Source organism: Aquaspirillum soli, assembly GCF_054781915.1.
This window is the reverse complement of the sequence record NZ_BAAGTM010000013.1, coordinates 1-19,215: the sequence shown is the minus strand read 5'-3', so window position 1 is coordinate 19,215 and position 19,215 is coordinate 1. Positions and strand designations below refer to the sequence as shown.

15 protein-coding genes are annotated in these 19,215 nt (G+C 50.9%); 8 read left to right on the top strand and 7 right to left on the bottom strand.

Features of this window, described 5'->3' with window-relative positions; genetic code table 11:
* The first annotated feature begins 20 nt into the window (after nucleotides 1-20).
* Both ACYVJG_RS10555 and ACYVJG_RS10550 read left to right on the top strand, forming a co-directional pair.
* Complete coding sequence (locus ACYVJG_RS10555; RefSeq protein ID WP_460431019.1) at nucleotides 21-566, top strand: PAS domain-containing protein; 546 nt, start codon at nucleotides 21-23, stop codon at nucleotides 564-566.
* Nucleotides 563-2,008: a methyl-accepting chemotaxis protein gene (locus ACYVJG_RS10550; RefSeq protein WP_460431018.1), complete on the top strand. Its 1,446-nt coding sequence runs from the start codon at nucleotides 563-565 to the stop codon at nucleotides 2,006-2,008. Before ACYVJG_RS10555 ends, ACYVJG_RS10550 begins: the two co-directional genes overlap by 4 nt.
* On the opposite strand, the gene ACYVJG_RS10545 is transcribed toward ACYVJG_RS10550, so the two are convergent.
* The 3 genes from ACYVJG_RS10545 to ppc form a co-directional block, all read right to left on the bottom strand.
* Nucleotides 2,005-4,116, bottom strand: a complete 2,112-nt coding sequence (locus ACYVJG_RS10545; protein ID WP_460431017.1) for a site-specific recombinase — start codon at nucleotides 4,114-4,116, stop codon at nucleotides 2,005-2,007. The two genes, ACYVJG_RS10550 and ACYVJG_RS10545, sit on opposite strands and share 4 nt — an antisense overlap.
* A gap of 251 nt (nucleotides 4,117-4,367) precedes the next feature.
* The gene (locus ACYVJG_RS10540; protein ID WP_460431016.1) at nucleotides 4,368-6,506 is read right to left on the bottom strand and encodes a methyl-accepting chemotaxis protein; all 2,139 of its coding nucleotides are present in this window, start codon (nucleotides 6,504-6,506) and stop codon (nucleotides 4,368-4,370) included.
* Between the two features lie 183 nt (nucleotides 6,507-6,689).
* Complete coding sequence (ppc, locus tag ACYVJG_RS10535; protein ID WP_022653616.1) at nucleotides 6,690-9,410, bottom strand: phosphoenolpyruvate carboxylase; 2,721 nt, start codon at nucleotides 9,408-9,410, stop codon at nucleotides 6,690-6,692.
* Nucleotides 9,411-9,541: 131 nt separating this feature from the next.
* Here ppc and hemC point away from each other — a divergent pair, with 131 nt between their 5' ends.
* From hemC to ACYVJG_RS10515, 4 genes are read left to right on the top strand one after another with little or no spacing between them, the layout of a single operon-like run.
* Nucleotides 9,542-10,465: a hydroxymethylbilane synthase gene (gene hemC, locus ACYVJG_RS10530; RefSeq protein ID WP_460431015.1), complete on the top strand. Its 924-nt coding sequence runs from the start codon at nucleotides 9,542-9,544 to the stop codon at nucleotides 10,463-10,465.
* On the top strand, nucleotides 10,465-11,217 hold the full coding sequence (locus tag ACYVJG_RS10525) for a uroporphyrinogen-III synthase (protein ID WP_460431014.1): 753 nt from the start codon (nucleotides 10,465-10,467) through the stop codon (nucleotides 11,215-11,217). Before hemC ends, ACYVJG_RS10525 begins: the two co-directional genes overlap by 1 nt.
* Nucleotides 11,207-12,295, top strand: coding sequence for a uroporphyrinogen-III C-methyltransferase (locus tag ACYVJG_RS10520; RefSeq protein ID WP_460431013.1), 1,089 nt, complete (start codon nucleotides 11,207-11,209; stop codon nucleotides 12,293-12,295). Before ACYVJG_RS10525 ends, ACYVJG_RS10520 begins: the two co-directional genes overlap by 11 nt.
* On the top strand, nucleotides 12,292-13,503 hold the full coding sequence (locus ACYVJG_RS10515; protein ID WP_022653620.1) for a heme biosynthesis HemY N-terminal domain-containing protein: 1,212 nt from the start codon (nucleotides 12,292-12,294) through the stop codon (nucleotides 13,501-13,503). The genes ACYVJG_RS10520 and ACYVJG_RS10515 overlap by 4 nt, the downstream gene beginning before the upstream one ends.
* Here the strand turns inward: ACYVJG_RS10515 and ACYVJG_RS10510 are convergent.
* The 4 genes from ACYVJG_RS10510 to ACYVJG_RS10495 form a co-directional block, all read right to left on the bottom strand.
* Nucleotides 13,500-14,936 carry a hypothetical protein gene (locus ACYVJG_RS10510; RefSeq protein WP_460431012.1) on the bottom strand — a complete coding sequence of 479 codons (1,437 nt, stop codon included), beginning with the start codon at nucleotides 14,934-14,936 and terminating at the stop codon, nucleotides 13,500-13,502. The two genes, ACYVJG_RS10515 and ACYVJG_RS10510, sit on opposite strands and share 4 nt — an antisense overlap.
* 180 nt (nucleotides 14,937-15,116) lie before the next feature.
* The gene (locus tag ACYVJG_RS10505; protein WP_460431011.1) at nucleotides 15,117-15,539 is read right to left on the bottom strand and encodes an ExbD/TolR family protein; all 423 of its coding nucleotides are present in this window, start codon (nucleotides 15,537-15,539) and stop codon (nucleotides 15,117-15,119) included.
* Entirely contained in the window at nucleotides 15,539-16,201 is a 663-nt protein-coding gene (locus ACYVJG_RS10500) for a MotA/TolQ/ExbB proton channel family protein (protein WP_460431010.1), read from the bottom strand. The genes ACYVJG_RS10505 and ACYVJG_RS10500 overlap by 1 nt, the downstream gene beginning before the upstream one ends.
* 2 nt (nucleotides 16,202-16,203) lie before the next feature.
* Nucleotides 16,204-16,887: an energy transducer TonB gene (locus ACYVJG_RS10495; RefSeq protein WP_460431009.1), complete on the bottom strand. Its 684-nt coding sequence runs from the start codon at nucleotides 16,885-16,887 to the stop codon at nucleotides 16,204-16,206.
* Between the two features lie 202 nt (nucleotides 16,888-17,089).
* Here ACYVJG_RS10495 and hslV point away from each other — a divergent pair, with 202 nt between their 5' ends.
* Nucleotides 17,090-17,626, top strand: a complete 537-nt coding sequence (hslV, locus tag ACYVJG_RS10490; protein ID WP_022653625.1) for an ATP-dependent protease subunit HslV — start codon at nucleotides 17,090-17,092, stop codon at nucleotides 17,624-17,626.
* A gap of 12 nt (nucleotides 17,627-17,638) precedes the next feature.
* Nucleotides 17,639-18,976: an ATP-dependent protease ATPase subunit HslU gene (gene hslU, locus ACYVJG_RS10485; protein WP_460431008.1), complete on the top strand. Its 1,338-nt coding sequence runs from the start codon at nucleotides 17,639-17,641 to the stop codon at nucleotides 18,974-18,976.
* Nucleotides 18,977-19,215: the final 239 nt, after the last annotated feature.

Sequence of the window (19,215 nt, the reverse complement as noted above, 5' to 3'; positions counted from 1 at the left end):
CTGTCTGCTCTGTCAACCTCATGTCTGCCCACTCATCTAGCCAAGAAGTGCTGTTGTCCGCTCACGATTTAATCATCACTAAAACCAACACCAAGGGACATATTACCTACGCTAACCGTATGTTTATGACGGTTTCGCAATATCCAGAAGAACGGTTATTAGGCGAAGCACACAATATCGTGCGCCATCCTGATATGCCCCGTGGCGTGTTTCGCTTAATGTGGAAAACGCTAAGCCAAGGACATGAATTTTTTGGTGTTATTAAAAACTATACTGCATGTCATAACTACTATTGGGTCTTCGCAAATATAACGCCAGACTACGCTAAAAATCGGCAGATACAGGGGTATTATTCTGTACGTCGCCAAGCCAGTCGTGCCGAAATTGCGACCATGAGCGAGATTTATCAAAAAATGCGAACGATTGAGCAACAGCATGGCAAACAACAAGGCCCAGACGCGGCGATGAGTTGGTTGTTAAATTATGTGCGGCAGCAAGGCTACACCAGCTACGAAGGCTTTATCTTGTCTTTACACCGCGCTCACCAAGGAACAAAACAGCGATGACGCATCCCCACTCGCGCTTACACATGCCGTTTTTGCGTACATGGATTAAGCTCATTTTGGTTAGCTTTAACCTGATTATGGTGTTTGGGCTGACTTTGGTGCACTTTTTTCCTGATATGCACAATCTGCTGTGGCTGATTCCTTTGCTGTCGATTGCAATCAGTTTTTATATCCATCTCAACAGTCAACGCACGTTGAAAGTATTGGATATTATGCGCGAGCAAATTCACCACGCGCGGCAAGGTGAGTTGCACCACCGTGCCACTCGTACCCGCCATTTGGGTGAGGTTGGGCTCGTAGCGTGGGAAATGAATGATTTTTTAGATTTGGTGGAAACTTACTTCAAAGAAATTAACACCTGTTTTCGCCGTGTCAGTGAACATGACTTCCAACGCCGGCCATTGGCCGCAGGCTTGCCCGGGATGTTTGCTGAGTCGCTCGGCAAAATTGACGAGGCAATTCAAGCGATGGCCGATAACGACCGCTTTGTGCGGCAAAATCGCCTATCGTCAAAACTGCATAATCTCAACACCGAACATCTCCGCAGCAACCTTGCCTCGAATCAACACGATTTACAAATTATCAGTGATGAAATCTCGGTGGTGGCAGAGATTGCACAAGAGAACGCTGCCAGCGCCAGCAAAAGCCAACAAACCGCCGATGCTATTGGCCGCCATCTCGACACCATCGCCGGTAGTGTGACCTCGGTGAATACCGCAGCAGAAGATTTAAACCGCGAATGGCAACATATTGGCGAATCATTACAAGCCATCTCTGCCATTGCCGAACAGACCAATTTATTGTCGCTCAATGCCGCGATTGAGGCCGCACGGGCGGGGGAATCGGGGCGCGGATTTGCGGTGGTGGCAGATGAAGTGAAAAAACTCGCCACCCGCAGTAAAGAAACAGCCGATCAGGTGCAGGCTATTTTGGGCCGCCTGTCGTCACGCATTGAAGATATGCTGCAACGGGCGGGGAATGCAGGTTCGGTGGCCGAGGAAGTGCGAACCTCGGTTGACGAATTTCGCCATCGTTTTGTCCGTCTGGCTGACACTTCATCCGAGGTTATTCGCCGCGTCAGTCTGGTACAAGATAAATCGATTACGTCTTTGCTAAAAGTCGATCACATTGTCTCAAAACAAGAGGCCTATCACCTGCTCTCGGGTGAAGGCAATCCCCAGCAAGATCCAATTGGCCAAGGCCGATTCCAAGCATGGTATGGCAGCGATGGACAGGCCCGCTTTGGTGATTTAAGTACCTTCAAACTGCTGCACGACAAATATAGCGCGGTGCAACAACAGGTACAGCTGGCGTTGAGTCATTTGGCCGATCAAGAAGAACAAACCATCTTACAAGCGATGAATGTGGCAGAGGGCGCGAGTGAGGCACTGTTAGCAGGCCTCGACTCGTTGGCTAAAGAAAGACAAGCCACACAACGCTAATTGGTGATGTTTTCTTCCTGTTTTTCTGCTTTTTCAGGGGGCAGTGTGTCCGCTGCCAGTGTCAGCGCTTCGGGTAGCACAACATCAGGCAGTGCCACTTGATCGCTTAAATCGGGTGCTGTTGTTACCACTGCTGGTTTTTTCGGTGGTAAGAAGAACTCACGCGTGTGATGGCGGAAGTGACGCCATAGGCTGCCAAACAACAGCCCTTGTTGTGTCGTGTTCACGCCACGTGCGCGCAAGGCTACAAACAGCGCCAAGGAAAAGCTCATGGTTAAGTTGACCAAGCCGACCAACGCCACCCCAAGTGCTGCCCATGCCATCAATCCGAAGGCAAAATGAAAATCTAATGCCACTGCGGAATAGCCCAAATAAGCAGAAGAAAAAGCGATATGGCGAATATCCACCGGCAGGCCGAATAACACCCCGAACGCAGTCACGCCCCCTAACATAAAGCCAAACGAAAAATTCCCTGCTAGGGCACCGAGGTTGTTGCGAACGTACTCCGCTACGCGGTACATGCGCGACTCGCCAAAAATTTTTCTTGGCCATTTCAGTTGTAATAGCCGTTCTGGGATGCGGTTATAGGCGGCGGCATTGTCGTAATAGCCAGCGACCAAACCAGACAGGAACAAACAGACCCCCGCCACTGCCGCATAAAACACCGCACCCGATTGCCAAGGGTGGACATCTTGCAGCAGATGGTGGGCTTTATCGACCGAGATCATGTGCTGACCCGTGGTGCCATAGATCAGCAAACCAATCAACATGGCCATTGGCACGGCAAGGCCGACGTTGCCAATGATAGCGGCGAGTTGGCTGCGGCTGAGGCGCGCAATCAGGACCGCCAGTTTTTGCATATCACGCAATCGTCCTTGGCCCTCGCTGAGGGTGGCGGCGATGGTGTTGGCGGTCATGGCTGGCTGTTTGGTGGCCACTGTACCGTGGAGAATATGAATCAGCACAAACCCCAAGCCGTAGTTCAAACAAAACAGCAGGGCTTCGCTTAATGGCGGCAAATGGGCCTTACTGACTTCTAATTTGATCATCGCCATAAAGGCAATAATAAAGCCCCCTAACATCGCAGACCGTAGCAGGCTAAAGTAATCTTTGCGGGTTTCGGTGATGTAGTGTTCACCGGTGCGGCTGGCGTTATCTGTCACCCGTCTAGCGAGTAATTCAATATTTTGTCGCCAATAATGGCGCAAGTGATTTTTCCGACATTCAGCGCGAACTAGGGTTTTCCACAGGTGGATAATATGCGGCGCAGTGGCCTGAAAGTCTTTTTCATCACGCAGGGTTTCTACGATATTGAGCAAGACTTGGGCGCGGTCGAGTAACTGCCCTAAGCGGCGCAGGTGAAAAGTCAGCGATAGGCTAGTACCCTCGCGCCCTGCCCGATTGCGAATTTTTTCAACAATGCCACGACATTGATCGAGCAACACTAAAAGATGTTTATCATCAATCGGTTGCTCTGGATCGTGGTAGTGGTCGAGATAGGCGACAGTCTCGACGTTTTGCGCTAAAAAGGGAGATTCAAACTCCTCTATTTTTGGCTCAATCCGCACCAGCTCGGGTTCTAAGCCAATTGCAGAAATGCGGTATGACACCACACGCAGGGCTTCGAGTAGCTGTTGCAGGGGGCGCTGCGAATACTTTTCTTCCTCGAAATGTAAAGCGGCGATGACATCAAGCCACACTTGATCGGAAACAAGCCCGAGCCATAAAGCATCGCTGGCTTGGTGGAACACCATGCCAATAATGTCTTTGAGATAATCGGTATTGGGGACATCAGGTAGCAAAGTGCGTGAAATACGGCGGCCACTTTCGGTAAAAAAGCCCGTTCCTGGAAATACCCCAGTGTCCACATACAAGGAAATCGCTTTGCGTTCGCCAACCAATTGGTAAAGCGTGTTGCGTAGATGTCGGCGCAAATCGGCATGGGTGTGCAGCATGTGGCACAGCGCCTGCAAATTGCGGGTGGCTTCTTCGCCATCATCGGGCCGTCGTGGCCGTAGGCTGGTGCCTAAATCGATGAGCGCAATAATCGGGTCTTGCTGTGCGTCACCAAAGCGTGCCAGTGCCGCTTCAAGAGAGAGTTTTGTCATAGTTCGCACATCACCGTATGTAAGAAAGCTGATGGCTTAGAGTGCAGCAACTGATGTTGCAGTGCAAGTAGAGAATATACCCATTAGCTTTGTGCTAGATTAAATTGCTTTAGCATGTCCCGATCATGTTTTTGTCACGCAGACGGTGCTGTTTGTAAATAAAATTATTTTTTACATGATTTATTTAATGGTTTTTTGAGAAAAAAACCGGCTGCGTACAACCGGTTCTCGAGACCAAAGAGATAAGGCTTTTAATTTACCTTAAATTGCGTCAGTAGCGTTTCCATGCGATTAGATGCCACACGGGTTTGTTGTGCGCTTTGTTCACTTTGTAAGATAACCGCTTCGATGTTTTCTGCTGTATCCGCCACATGGCGCACATGCTGATCGTGGGCATGGCTGCTGTCGGCAATTTGTTTAATTGCTTGCAACAACTCCCCCACCAAACGATGGGCGTCACCGTTTTCGCTGGCGGCACTGGCGGCGAGTTTTAAGCCTTCTTCCATATCGCTCATGCCGGTTTCCATGCTGCTGACTGCGCCTTGTGCCTGTTGTTGAATGTTGTCGATCATCTGACGAATTTCATGTGTTGCACCCGATGTCCGTTCCGCGAGCTTACGTACCTCATCCGCCACCACCGCAAACCCCCGCCCACTTTCGCCTGCTCGAGCGGCTTCAATCGCTGCATTCAGCGCCAACAGATTGGTTTGGTCGGCAATTTCACTGATAACGGCGACAATTCGGCCAATTTCGGTTGTGCTTTGCGCCAGCTGTTGTAACGTCTGCGCCGAGGTGCCCACGGATTGTTGAATGCCTTGTGAGCGGGAGCGAATCATCTCCACCTGCCCTGCGGCATGGTGGGTGAGTTGTTCTAACTGTTGCTGCACTTGGGCAGCGTGGGCGCTGGCGGTGTCGATTTGGTTGCGCTGTTGCCCCAAAGAATCCAACATTGCCGCCGTTTCTTCTAAGATATGTAAACCTGTTGAGCGGGTTTCGCTTTGTGCTACTTCGGCTTGGCGGTTGGCGGCGGCAATTTCGTGTGAAGATTGCACAATCCGCCGCACAATACTTTCCAACTGATCAATAAAGCTGTTCAGCCATTGTGTCATGGTGGAAATTTCGTCTGGCTTGTGCGCTTGTTGTGCCAGACGTTGCCGCAGGTCGCCACCGCCTTCGGCAAGGTTGCGAATCATGCGAATACTTTCGCGCAAGCGGCGTGACAGGTGACGGGCACCAAATTGATAGAATAAAAATGCACCAAAAAAATGCAGAAATAAAGTCAATAATGCCCCAACCCAGTGCGGTAAATCCAGTGCATAGCTGGTCGAACTGGCGACACCACCGGCAACCAAACTACACGCTAGATAAAACTTCATCAGCCGATAGGCCACAGGGCGGTTGCGATAGACCTCTTCCAAATCGGCTTCACACATCAAGCCCCAAGTATCAGGCGAACCAGGTAACTGGAAGGTTACACCGCGACCAATCACCGGAATATGGCGATAGTCGGCATAGCCGGGATAGGTGACAAATAGGTTTTCACCTCGGTGGATGGTTTCGCGCACACCTGGATGTAATTGACCGGTGGCAGGATCGTTGAAGATCAGCTCCAATTCGGTGCGTTTTTGAACTTTCACTGTCCCATAAGGGGTGCGAACACCGTCTTTTAAATTGTCGCCTAACGTAAAAGTTTTATCCTCAAAGCGTGAGCGAGACAGTGCTGTGCCTGCTTTAACCGCAGGATCAAACACCGATTTCGCCATAAATAAATAGTTGTCACCCGAGTCGTGAAAAATATGGCCTGCTTCACGTTGAATCAGGTCGCTAATCACATCATTTGGTACTCGGCCACACAAAATCGCTACCGTTTGTTGGTCTTTGATTAACGGCAAATAAAACATCAGCGTCATGTCATCATGAAACTTTGAGCTAGATGGGCCGAGTTTTTCTGTCCAAGGGTCGGCGTATGGACCATGTAACAAGCGTTGTTGCTGGATATGCGCTAATACTTTGGCTGGGGTATCACTGACACCAATACGGGCAGCGTGGCTAGAGGCTAAAACCTCACCCGCCAAATCAAGAATAAACAGTTCGGAAAAATCTTCAGCCAGCTGCAAGCGCCGCGCCAGTGTTTGATGGTCGAGCTGTGGCCACCGCCCTAAACACGGTTGTGCTAAGGCGTTGAGGTGGCTCCATTGTTGTTCTGTCCACTGTTTCAACAAATTGACACGGGTTTGAGCAATCCCAGTAAAGACTTGCTCCAAACCTTCGTAACGGTGGCGGTTGAGCAAACAAGACCAGCGCATGGCAAGCTTGCCGCTTTTACCGAACCAAGGCAGCCAGCGACGTTCGCTGTCACTCAGCGGCATAGAGTGGCTATGAAGTTGCATAAGGCGTATCCCCAAATGGCCTATTGTTATTGTATGAATGCGACAGGCTTTTGTTGTAAATGCGACATTTTAAGCAACTAACATGCCGCAACGCGACATTTTTCTTAATAAAAAAAGGAACAAACAGTGTTTTATGCTGTTTGTTCCCTTTTCTAGTTTTTAACGGTGTTTTATTGATATTGATTAGCCGGTGTTGCGTAAGCCAGCGGCAATCCCGTTAATGGTTTGATGAACAGAATATAACGTTGCCTCATCATCCGGTTGTGCCCGCAGACGGCGCAGCAATTCCAACTGCACAAAGTTCAAGGTATCGAGGAAGGGCAAACGACTCTTGAGCGAACGTGCCAAGGTTGGGTTAGCGGTCAGCAACTCGGCGCCATCGGTAATCAGGCGGAAGGCGTTGACGGTGCTTTCCCATTCTTGGCGAATCATGCCGAAGATACGCTCACGCAAGGCGGCATCTTCAACCAACTGGGCATATTCTGCCGCAATGGTCATGTCCGACTTTGCTAACACCATCTCCATATTATCCAACACCACTTGGAAGAACGGCGACCCACGGTACAAGGTGCGTAAGCGTTCAACACCGGCATCACCGTGTTGTGCAATAAAACTTTGCACCGCACTGCCCATGCCATACCAACCCGGCAATAACACCCGCGACTGCATCCAGCTAAACACCCACGGAATGGCGCGTAAATCCTTAATACTCTCCAGCGTTTTGCGCGAAGCAGGGCGGCTGCCGATATTCAGTCGTGCAATTTCACGAATCGGTGTGGCTTCAAGGAAATACTGCATAAAGCCTTCACTCTCCACCAACTGGCGATAAGCGCGGTGCGCTGCCTTCGACAATTCACCAAGCAAACTCTCATCGGTACTGACGTGGGTGTGATTGGCTAAGCTGGCTTCGAGGGTGGCGGCTAACAGCGCTTCGAGATTGCGTTGACCAATTTCTGGGTCGGAATACTTAGACGAAATGACCTCGCCTTGTTCGGTAATACGAATTTGACCTGCTACCGTGCCGGGGGGCTGGGCGATGATGGCTTCGTACGATGGGCCGCCGCCACGTCCCACTGACCCCCCACGACCATGGAACAGGCGCATTCTGACACCGGCAGCTTGGAACACATCGACCAAACGGCATTCGGCCTGATAGAGCTCCCATTGGCTGGTGAAATAACCGCCGTCTTTATTGCTGTCCGAGTAACCTAGCATCACCTCTTGCGTATCATCGCGGCTACGCAACATATTGCGATACCACGGCAAGGCAAATAACTCGCTCATCACCCGAGCGCAGGCATCCAAATCTTCCACCGTTTCAAATAATGGAATGATGTTCATGCGGGCGGTGGCTTGGCTGTTGTTGGGCAATAACAGGCCGGTTTCTTTCAAAATCAACGCCACTTCCAGCAAATCAGAGGCTTGAGCACAGTTAGAGATAATGCAATTGGGCAGCGCTTCTTCGCCATAGCGTTGTTGCAGCGCCTGTGCCATGCGGAAAATGGCCAACTCTTTTTCAGTCAATTCATCGTAGCTGACGAAGGGAGAATATAACGGCCGCGCATGGCTGAGTTCTTGCAGCAATAAGGCCCGACGTCCTGCTTCATCCAATTCCAGATAATTTTCAACACCAGCGTGATGGAATAAATTTGCTACCACATGGGCGAAAATTTCCGCATGTTGCCGCATATCGAGTGGCATTAAGAAGAAACCAAATACCTCCACCGCACGGCGTAGGCGTTTTAACCGACCTTGGGTCAGGACACTGCTGCCATGTTGTTCCAGCGATTCAGCAATCGTCCGCAGATCGTCGCTTAATGCCTGTTGATGTGGGTACGGTTGGCTATCGGGTTGTTGATAGCGGTGTTGATAATTGACGCCAAGGGCGGCGGCGCTGGCCGAGAGACGAGCAAGAACATGGGCTAAAGCGCGGCGATAGGGTTCTTCACGGCGGCTTTCTGCATGATCGGGGGAGTGTTCAGCCAGCGCTTGCAGGGCTGGACTGACTTGGATATGTCGCAAAGACAGCGACATTTCACGATACAGCCCTTCTAATTCATAGCCATAGTGACGGAATGCCACTTCGGCTTGTCGTGAAAGCGCATGTTGTACCACCTGTGCATCGACAAAAGGATTGCCATCACGGTCGCCACCAATCCAACTGCCAATGCGGAAAAAACTCGGCAGATTAATGGTTTTTCCCCATTCGGCGGCGATACCTTCTTCCAAACGATGATAGAGCGCGGGCAGTGCGGCAAAAAAGGTCAGTGGATGGTAGGCGACGCCGTTTTCAATTTCATCTCGTACATTGAGCTTAAAGGGACGGATTTCGCTGGTTTGCCACAGTGTGACCAAAACCCGCTTGATTTTGGCTTCTAAAATTTCTTCTTCTTCCGCCAATAACTCTGGATTGTTCAATTGCACCAGAAATTTGCGGATAGCGCGTTGGGCATCCAACACGCTTTGCCGTTGTACCTCGGTTGGATGTGCGGTTAACACAGGTACAATGCAGGCGTGACGGAATAATTCTTCTAAGGCGTCAAACGACACATTGTCTTGCTTTAAGCGGCGAATGGCGCGTTCGAGGCTGCCTTGCTGTGGCGCTGAGCCAGCCCGCTTATGTGCGCGGCGGCGGCGGTTGTGATGCAGGTCTTCGGCCAGATTGGCCAACTGTGCATAAAACCCACAAGCCCGCACCAAAGTGGCAGCAGCTTCTGGAGACATACTGTGGACCAATTCGGCAAACGCTGGTGTGCCGAGGGTTTCCCGCGCACGAGCTGGGATCGTTTGGATTTCACGAAAGACAGTTTCACCTTTTTGTTCACGAATGACCTCGGCTAACAGACGGTCGAGGCGGGCGCGGTCGTGACGCAGGGGGAGGTCCTTGTCGAGTTCTCCGTTCATTTTTTCTCGCTATGTAGTCGGATGGTAAAAGAAAATCAGCAGACATGCCGCCGCCAATTTGCGCGAATCCGAACAAGCAGCACAGGGCCGAATGTTAGAATTACAACAAAATTACCACAAAGGAATACAAAATGAAGCAATTAGTGATCGCAACCCGTGAAAGTGCCCTTGCCTTGTGGCAAGCCGAGCACGTTAAAGCCCGTCTTCAAGCCCTTTATCCTGATCTAGAGATCCAATTATTGGGGATGACCACACAAGGTGATCGTATTCTTGATGTCACCCTGAACAAAATCGGCGGTAAAGGGTTGTTTGTCAAAGAATTGGAAACGGCCTTAGCCGAAGGCCGCGCCGATTTGGCGGTGCATTCACTGAAAGATGTGCCCATGCATTTACCCGAAGGGTTTGCCTTGGCTGCGATTTTGCAACGAGAAGACCCACGCGATGCGTTGGTGTCTAATCACTATGCCTCGTTAGAAGCGTTGCCGGCTGGGGCCGTGGTTGGCACATCGAGTCTGCGTCGAGAAAGCCAACTCCGTGCGCGCTTTCCCCATTTAGTGGTGAAGCCGCTGCGAGGCAATGTGCAAACCCGATTACGCAAATTAGACGAGGGCGAGTTTGACGCCATTGTGTTGGCGGCCGCTGGTTTAAAACGGTTGGGCTTGACCGAGCGAATCCGCCTTGAATTATCACCAGAACAAAGTTTGCCAGCGGTGGGTCAAGGTGCGCTTGGGATTGAGATTCGGGCTGATCGTGAGGATGTCTTAGCGTTGCTGGCGCCGCTAAATGATGCTGAGACTGCCGCATGTGTGACTGCTGAACGGGCGATGAGTCGAGCCTTGGGCGGTAGCTGTCAGGTACCTTTGGGAGGATATGCTGAACTGCAACACGGTATGCTCACCTTGCGTGCTTTCGTGGCTGAGCCGGATGGGCGTGTGGTTTATACCGCACAAGCGCAAGCGCCCGCTGCCGAAGCCGAGCAACTGGGGCAACAACTGGCTGCGCAATTATGCGAACAAGGCGCGGCAGCGATTATTTCGCAACTGGCGCAGGCCTGATGTCGGCATTGCAAGGGGTGCGGGTCGCGTTGACTCGCCCGTTACCACAGAGTGCCGCATTAGCCGCACAGTTACGCCAACAAGGCGCTGCGGTGTTGTTCGCGCCGTTGTTAGAGATTGTGCCGATTGCAGCGGTGCTCGCTGAGTTATCCACAGCCGTGCCGGCAGCAGATTGGGTGGTATGGGTCAGTCCGAGCGCGATTGATGTGTCGTGGCCGGCGATGGCGCCGTTTTTGCTGTCCCACACTCGCTTTGCCACGGTGGGGGCGGCCAGTGCCAAACGTTTAGCACGTTACACCTCGCGCCCAGTCTCTTTTCCGACTGCCGCAGATGACAGTGAGGCGTTATTGGCATTACCAGAATGGCAAGCTGTGGATGGAAAAACGGTGTTGCTCATCAATGGTGAACAAGGGCGACCGGATTTGGCACTAAACCTGATGGCGCGAGGGGCTCAGGTGGTGGTGAAAAGTTGTTATCGGCGCCAAGTATTGGCTGTCGATTGGCCGGCTTGGCAGGCCTTTTCTCCCCAAGCTGTGGTGGTCAGTAGTCGAGAAATTGCACAACACTTGTGGCAACAAGCTGACGCAATCGAGTTGGCAAGGCTACAATCGTTGTTGTTTGTGGTACCCCATCCTCGAATTGGCGAGACGTTACGTCAATTGGGGGCACCGCATGTGATGGTGACGCGAGCGGGTGAACAACACACGCTTTCCGCTTTAGATACATGGTTCAGAGCTATCGATGACCGTTGAAACTTCTTCTGCTACGCCAGCTTCGCCGCTGGCTCCACACTCTCGCCGCTGGTCGGTGGGTGTGCCCTTGGTTGTGTCTGTGCTGGCGTTGAGTATTGCCGGTTGGCAATGGTTTGAGTCACGACAAGTTTTGCACAGCGCACAAACCGAACTGGCGCGTAAGCTGAGTGATCAACTTAACGCCAATCAGGCTTTGAAAGCACAAGCCGAACAAACCCAACAGGCTATTCAGTCTTTGACGGCTCGATTAGGCACGATGGAAACCCGTGTGAACGAGGCCGCTGGACAATTTGCCACGATCCAAAATATGTACCAAGAGCTTAATCACTCGCGGGATGATTGGAAATTGGCCGAAATTGAGCACGCACTGACCATTGCAACACAACAGCTTCAACTGGCCGGCAATATTCCTGCGGCGATTACCGCGTTGTCGTTATTAGACGAGCGGTTAAACCAACAAGAACAACCGCAATTTATTGCCTTGCGTAAAGCGATTAGCCAAGACCTACAAACGCTGCGTGCTTTGCCCCACGTGGATAAAGTCGGTTTAACGGTAAAACTGGATCGCTTGGCGTATGCGGTGGACAGTTTGCCGTTGCAAATTGATATTGAGCGGACACAACCAAGCCACAGCCCTGTGGCGAAGGCTGAGCAAGGCGATGGATTCACAGCTTATCTGTCGCCATTCTTACAACAGTTGTGGAGTGAATTTGCCCGTCTTGTTCGCGTCCGTCATCTCGATCAACCCGATGCTTTGTTATTAACGCCAGAACAAAGCTATTTCTTGCGTGAAAATCTGCGATTACAGCTCTTGGATGCACGGTTAGCTGTATTGCAAGGCGAAGAAAATCATTTCCGTACCACGCTTTCGGCGGTTGAACAGCATGTGCGCCGTCATTTCGACACCCGTTCGGAGAAAGTGGCCACGTGGTTAACCAGCTGTGTGGAATTACAACAAAGCCCCGTGGCGGTCGTGGTGCCCGATTTGGCGAATAGTCTCAATGCTGTTCGTGCGGCGCAAGGCTCAATGCAAAACCGCCCTGTGGCACCCGTGACCCCGGCGCAGGAGGGCGCATGAAATTTGTCCTCTGGTTAGTCGGCTTATTTGCCTTGGCAGTTGGGTTGTCGTTATTTGCACAGGTCAATACAGGTTATGCCATTTTGGTGTTGCCGCCCTATCGCGTGGAACTGTCGCTCAATATGGCAGTGGTAATCCTGATTTTGGCGATTGTGGTGGCTTATGGTGTGTTGCGTGGGTTGGCGGTGGCGTTCCGCTTGCCGGAGGAAGTGAAACGCTTCCAACGGCAGAAAAAATTAACTGCTGCGCGCCATGCTTTGCGTGATGCTTCTTTGGCCTATTTGGAAGGGCGTTATCAAAAAGCTGAACGCGAGGCAGTGAAGTCATTGGATGACGAAGAAAGTGCCGAAAGCCGTGCTTTGGCGTTGTTATTGGCTGCTCAAGCGGCACATCGCACCAAAGACTATGCCCGTCGTGATAGCCATTTTGCTGCCTTAGACCAATTACCTTCATCGGTACAACTGGCCCGTCATATGCAGGAAGCCGAACTGTATTTTGATGAAAAACGCCTCAATTCTGCCTTGCAAGCGGTGACCGCTGCGCGTGAAATCTCACCGAGTTTGACCGCCGCGTTAAAGCTCGAAATGAAAATCCGACTGTTGCAAAATGCGCCTGATTTGGCATTGCCGTTGATCGAAAAACTGCAAAAGTCGGAAGGCATTACGCAAGAACAAGCGCAGCGTTATCGTCGTGCAGCGTGGCTTTTACAGTTAGAGGGATTTCTTGATCTGGCTGAGTTGCAACAGTGGTGGCAAAAATTACCGACTACCGAGCGGATGCACCATGAAATTCTGTTACCGGTGGTGCGCCGGTATGCTCAGTTTGAGGAAGTCGATACGGCAGCAGAATTGCTGGTGGCCGCGTTGGATCAACAGTGGTCAACCGAGCTATTAGAAGAATTGGTCGAAGTGGCGGCAGAACTCAGCGAAACAAGCCGGCTCTCGCTGGTGAAGCGTGCAGAGGCATGGTTAGAAGAACACCGCCGCGACTACCGTTTGCTGTTGCTGTTAGGTTGGTTGGCCTTGGCACAACAGCTCTGGGGCAAAGCCCAGAGCTATTTCGAGGCGAGTTTGTCGGTCGAACCGAGTTTGGCTGCTCATGCCGCGTTGGCACAGATGTTCGAAAGTTTGGACCGACCAGACGATGCCGAGCGACACTATCAAGCCAGCGTTGAATTGGCGTTGGCGATGGGAAACGCCACGCACTAATGCAGTGTGTTGCGGACTTCTCCACTGTATAGGCCCAAACTCATCAAAGCGTGATGCAGACTTTCCAGCGCTGCATCACGGTCGGGCGCCAAATCAGGGGGTAATAGCCAGGCAAAGCCGGTGAGTTCATGGCCTTTGGCATGTTTAAAACTCAACTGAAAGGCTAAGGCATCTGGTTGGTATTCAATACTGACTTTGATGCCGTCCAACCCCACGCTTTTTTCCAATACCGTGACCGTAAAGAATAACCGCCGTAGGTTGTATTCTTGTGTGCCGGTGGCCAAGCTTTCCCATAGAGGTTCTGGGGCAAATAATGTGGCTTCGCCATATTCAATGGTTTCATCCAACGCATTTTCGACCACTGGCATCGCTGCATCGAGCAATAAATTGCCAGCTGGGCGTTTGTCTGGAGTCAGACTGCCGCGTGCCACGCTAAAGACCACCCACGCTAAGACTAAGCGGGGCGTGGTTTGGCTGCGGTCTTTTTCATAGGCTGCCACCATTTTTTCCAGTTCTTCCGGAATAAAGGCGTCGCCGGCATCCAACGCTGGCGCAACATGAACCAACTGTTGGCAATGGCTTTCACGCAACATTTCAACAGAAAAAACCGTGGGTGAGACATGCAGTAGGCTGGCTCGTCCTAGGCCATAGGTTTCGCGCAACACCCCTTCAAGTTCAGACAACTGTGGAAAATACCAACAGTGCCCGAGGTGTGGCATGGTGTAAATCAGTGGCATGGCCCACAGGTCGTAAGGCTGAAATGTGCCATCTTCGCGTGCAATATCCGGTTGTGCGATTAAATCACGGGCGGTATTGAGCAAGGCTTCACGCAAAATCGGTTGTTCTGTAAGTGCTAATTGTGCCTCGGTTAACACCCGTGCATCGCCGCTGAGTAGGGCTTGGTGGACCCGTGCCATCAGTGTTGGCCGATACATCGCGTCTTGGTTGGCTTGGCGAGCGCTTTCGAGGAGAGACTGAATCTCTTGTGCTAACTCCTCTACTTCGAGTGTGGCCGCTGGGAGGCAACGCAATGGCCGCAGGGGCAACCCTTCGCGATGGGCGTTATAGGCCTCATCCAAACGCCAATAGTGCACCATCGCCTCATCACAGATTTTCTTTAAGGCACCGGCTGTCGGTTCATCTTGGAAAAAAATAAAGTCGGTCAACGCAATGCCATCACTGCAAGCGTAATAGCTGACGTCCTCATCGGGGTCGTACAGCATGGCGCTTTGTCCCCCGTGGGCATTGCTGGCGCTATTGGCGGGCAGTTCAATGCTTTTGCGCATAATCCGGCACACAAAAGCGGGGGTTTCGGTGTGAATCAGATATTCGTATTCTTCAATCCCATTTTCATCAATGGCATCGCCAAAGATAAAACGATTGGGCAAGAAGGGATCGCCTTTAAGGCGCGAGCGCGGAGACAGTGGTTTCATGTCGCCTATTATACTGCGCTTTGATTTTAAAAACGGTTTCCACTGTTTGGAATACCAGCGGACATCATCTCTCCGTGGCGAATTGGCAATAGGCAGGTGTCGCGCTCACGTCATGTCATAACTCAGGCCGCAGCGCGACAGTGCTGGTTTGATGCACGACATCATTGTGTCGTACATTTATCAATGTGGCTTTGCTGGGACTTCGGTAACAAACCCGATTCGGGTGACGCCATTCTCTTGCGCTTGTGCTAAGACACGAGCGACTGGGCCGTAGTGAGCGGTTTGATCGGCCCGTAAATGAAGTTCAACTAGTGGGTTGCTACGGGCTGCATCGGCAAAGCGCGTGGCCAGCGTTGTTTCCGCGACGGGCTCGTCATTCCAAAAGTATTTCCCTTCGGCATCAATGGTAAAGCGAATGGCTTTAACATCCTCTTTATGTTCCGAAGCGGTGGCCTGAGGCAAATCCACTTTAATCGCGTGGCTGAGGACTGGCGCGGTGATAATAAATACTACCAACAGCACTAGCATCACATCCACCAGCGGTGTTGTATTGATTTCTGCCATAGGCGCAGAACTGCCTTTATCAAATCCACCGAAGGCCATTATGCTTTCTCCGCACTGAGCAATTGCGCATGTAAATCATGAGCAAAACCATCTAAATCCTGTGCAATAACCCGATTGGCACGCAAAAATGCGTTGTAGGCAACGACGGCAGGGATGGCGGCAGCCAAACCGGCGGCAGTAGCGACCAAAGCCTCGCCAATTGGGCCTGCTACAGCTGCAATCGAGAGCTGCCCTGCACCGGCAATACCGACTAAGGCATGGTAAATTCCCCAAACTGTGCCGAACAAACCTACAAACGGCGCTGTAGCACCGACTGTCGCTAACCAAGTCATACCATGCTCTAATCGACCCGTTTCACGGGCAAGACTCATCCGGATATTACGCACCAGAAATTCATCTAACGAGCAATGCTGTCCTAAGGTACGGGTGGCTTGGGCTTGGTGGCGATTGAGGCTATCGAGGCCACTTTGTGCGACCCGCGCTAATGGGGCTTCTTGGCCATGAATCAGTTGTGTTGCACTGTGTAAATCGGTGGCTTGCCAGAAGGCCTCGCTAAACTGGCGGTTTTGCCGTTTTGTCTGAAATAGATGAATACTACGAGTCAGAATAAGCCACCAACTGCTGATCGACATCAGCAATAAAGATAAAAAGACAGCAATCAGAATGCCATCACCTTGGCTGAAAACCAGAGAGAGATCCATCGTTAACCCTGTTGTTTGATATTAAAGTTGAGTGGAACAATGACCGAACCTGCAATAGCAGTCTCGCCGCGTTTGGCAGGGATAAAACGCCACCGTTTCACGGCTTCTAATGCAGCACGGTCTAATCGTGGAAAACCGCTGCTACGATGTAGTGCCACTGTTGTGGGATGACCGCTGGCACTGACTTCGACTTTTAGCTGTACCGTACCTTCTTCGTTCAGCTCTAAAGATAAGGCGGGATAGGCTGGTTTAGGGTTTGAAAGATAGGCTGCAGCAAAATTGGGCGCTGTTTCTTTTTCTGGTGCGGCATGAGGGCTGCTTTTGCCTTCTTTGCCCTGTTCTGTCTGTTCGCCTTGTGCTGTGCTTGATGTATCCGGTGTGTTTGCCTGCGCGATGGCATTTGAGGGCACCTGTGGACGTGCAATAGGCTTTTTCGGCGTTGGTAAAGTGGTTTGTTTGACCTCTTTCTTTGGAGCTGGTTTTTCTTTGCGTGGTTCGGGTTTGGCGGGCTCAGGTGCCGGTGGTTGTGGTGTCGGCGCTTGCACTGTCGCATCCACTAACTGCAACAGTTGTGGTTGAGGCGGCGGTGTTTTGTCTACTGCGCTACTGTGTTGCAAGGCAAACAGCACGCCGGCGTGGGCGAGTAACACAAAGCCAAAAGAGAGGGTATGGGATAAACGTGACATCTTACTATGATAACGATAACACTTCTCATTTGTAAACAAGTCTGATCATACCCCTCATCTCGCCACAATTTTCTTTTCTTGTCTTGCGACAGAGTGTCGCAGCTGGGCTGTGTGATATGGTTGCTTGCAATTTCTGCCAATGTCGGCATTTATCCCTCTCGCCAACGTGGTCGTGTGGCGTCTCGTTTTTTAAGGGCATGACATGCAACAATTTGATGGAACGACAATCGTGTCGATTCGCCGGGGCCAACAAGTGGCACTGGGCGGCGATGGCCAAGTGACCTTGGGTAACATCGTCATTAAATCAACCGCGCGCAAAATTCGCCGTTTGTATCACGATAAAGTGCTAGCTGGCTTTGCTGGTGGAACAGCTGATGCCTTCACCTTATTTGAGCGTTTTGAAGCAAAGTTAGAAAAACATCAGGGCCATCTGGTTCGCGCAGCTGTTGAATTGGCTAAAGATTGGCGTACCGATCGCATGCTGCGTCGTTTAGAAGCCATGCTGATTGTGGCCGATCGTGAAGCAACCTTGATTATTACTGGGAATGGTGATGTGTTAGAACCAGAACAAGGGATTGCCGCTATTGGATCAGGCGGTGCTTTTGCCCAATCTGCTGCACGGGCCTTATTCGAAAACACCGATTTGAGCCCGGCTGACATTGTGAAAAAATCGCTTACGATTGCTGGCGATATTTGTATTTATACCAATCAGAATCATTTGATCGAAACACTGGATTGAGTTGAACCGATTATGAGCCAAATGACGCCACAAGAGATTGTGCACGAACTCGACAAACATATCGTCGGACAACAAGAAGCCAAGAAAGCCGTTGCCATTGCCTTGCGTAACCGCTGGCGGCGACAACAAGTACCCGAGCCATTACGGCATGAAATCACCCCCAAGAATATTTTGATGATTGGGCCGACTGGGGTGGGGAAGACAGAAATTGCTCGGCGTTTAGCACGCTTGTCGAATGCCCCTTTTATTAAAATCGAAGCCACTAAATTTACCGAAGTTGGTTATGTGGGCCGCGATGTCGATTCGATTATTCGTGATCTGATGGAGATTGCCATCAAACAAGAGCGCGAACAGGCGATGACTCGGCAACGTCATCGGGCTGAAGATGCTGCTGAAGAGCGGATTTTGGATGCGCTATTGCCACCTGCCCGTTCACCAGTGGTGGGTTTTGCTGATGAACCAGCTGAACCTGTCCGCCAAGATAATGAAACACGGCAAAAATTCCGCAAGATGTTGCGTGAAGGAAAGTTGGACGATAAAGACATCGATATCGAACTGCAACAAACCGCACCACATATTGAAATGTTGGCACCTGCTGGGATGGAAGAGTTGACTCAACAAATCCAAGGCATGTTTGCCAATATGAATACTGGCAAGAAAAAAAGTCGCAAGCTGAGAATTGCTGAAGCGCGTAAATTGTTGGTGGAAGAAGAAGCGGCCAAATTGCTCAATGAGGACGACATTAAACAGGCTGCACTGAATAATGTAGAGCAAAACGGGATTGTGTTTTTAGACGAGATTGACAAAGTCACCAGCCGTAGCGAAGGTCATGGGGCCGATGTCTCGCGTGCAGGGGTGCAGCGTGATTTACTGCCCTTGGTAGAAGGCACTACCGTGAACACCAAATATGGCATGGTGAAAACCGACCATATTCTATTTATTGCTTCTGGTGCATTCCATTTAGCGAAGCCTTCAGATTTGATTCCTGAGCTACAAGGGCGTTTCCCTATCCGTGTTGAATTGAAATCACTGTCGGTGGCCGATTTTGAACGTATCTTGACAGCGACTGACGCCTGTTTAACACAACAGTATCAGGCACTATTAGCTACCGAAGGCTGTCAGGTGCAATTTAAAGAGGATGGCATTCGTCGATTGGCCGAGATTGCGTTTAGTGTGAATGAGAAAACGGAAAACATCGGCGCGCGGCGACTTTACACCGTGATGGAACGGCTATTAGAAGATTTAAGCTTTAATGCGAAGACTGGAAACGTCGAAATTGATGCAAATTATGTTGATTCACGCTTAGAAAGCTTGTCTCAGCGGGAAGATTTGGCGCGCTACGTCTTGTAACGCCTGTCTTGTTCGAAGAATTGCCACTAAATAGTGGCAATTCTTTTTTCAGAAAATCAATGCTTTATCTACTTTTATAGATTTTTTTGGTGATTAGGTGTTGACGGTGTGTGAGGGAGTGGGTATAGTTCGCTTCCTCGCTGCAACACAGCAGCAGCAAACAGCGTTTAGTTGTTTGATCGATCTTTAACAGAATACAACCGATAGGTGTAAGCGCTTGGACATCAAGTGCTTGCACA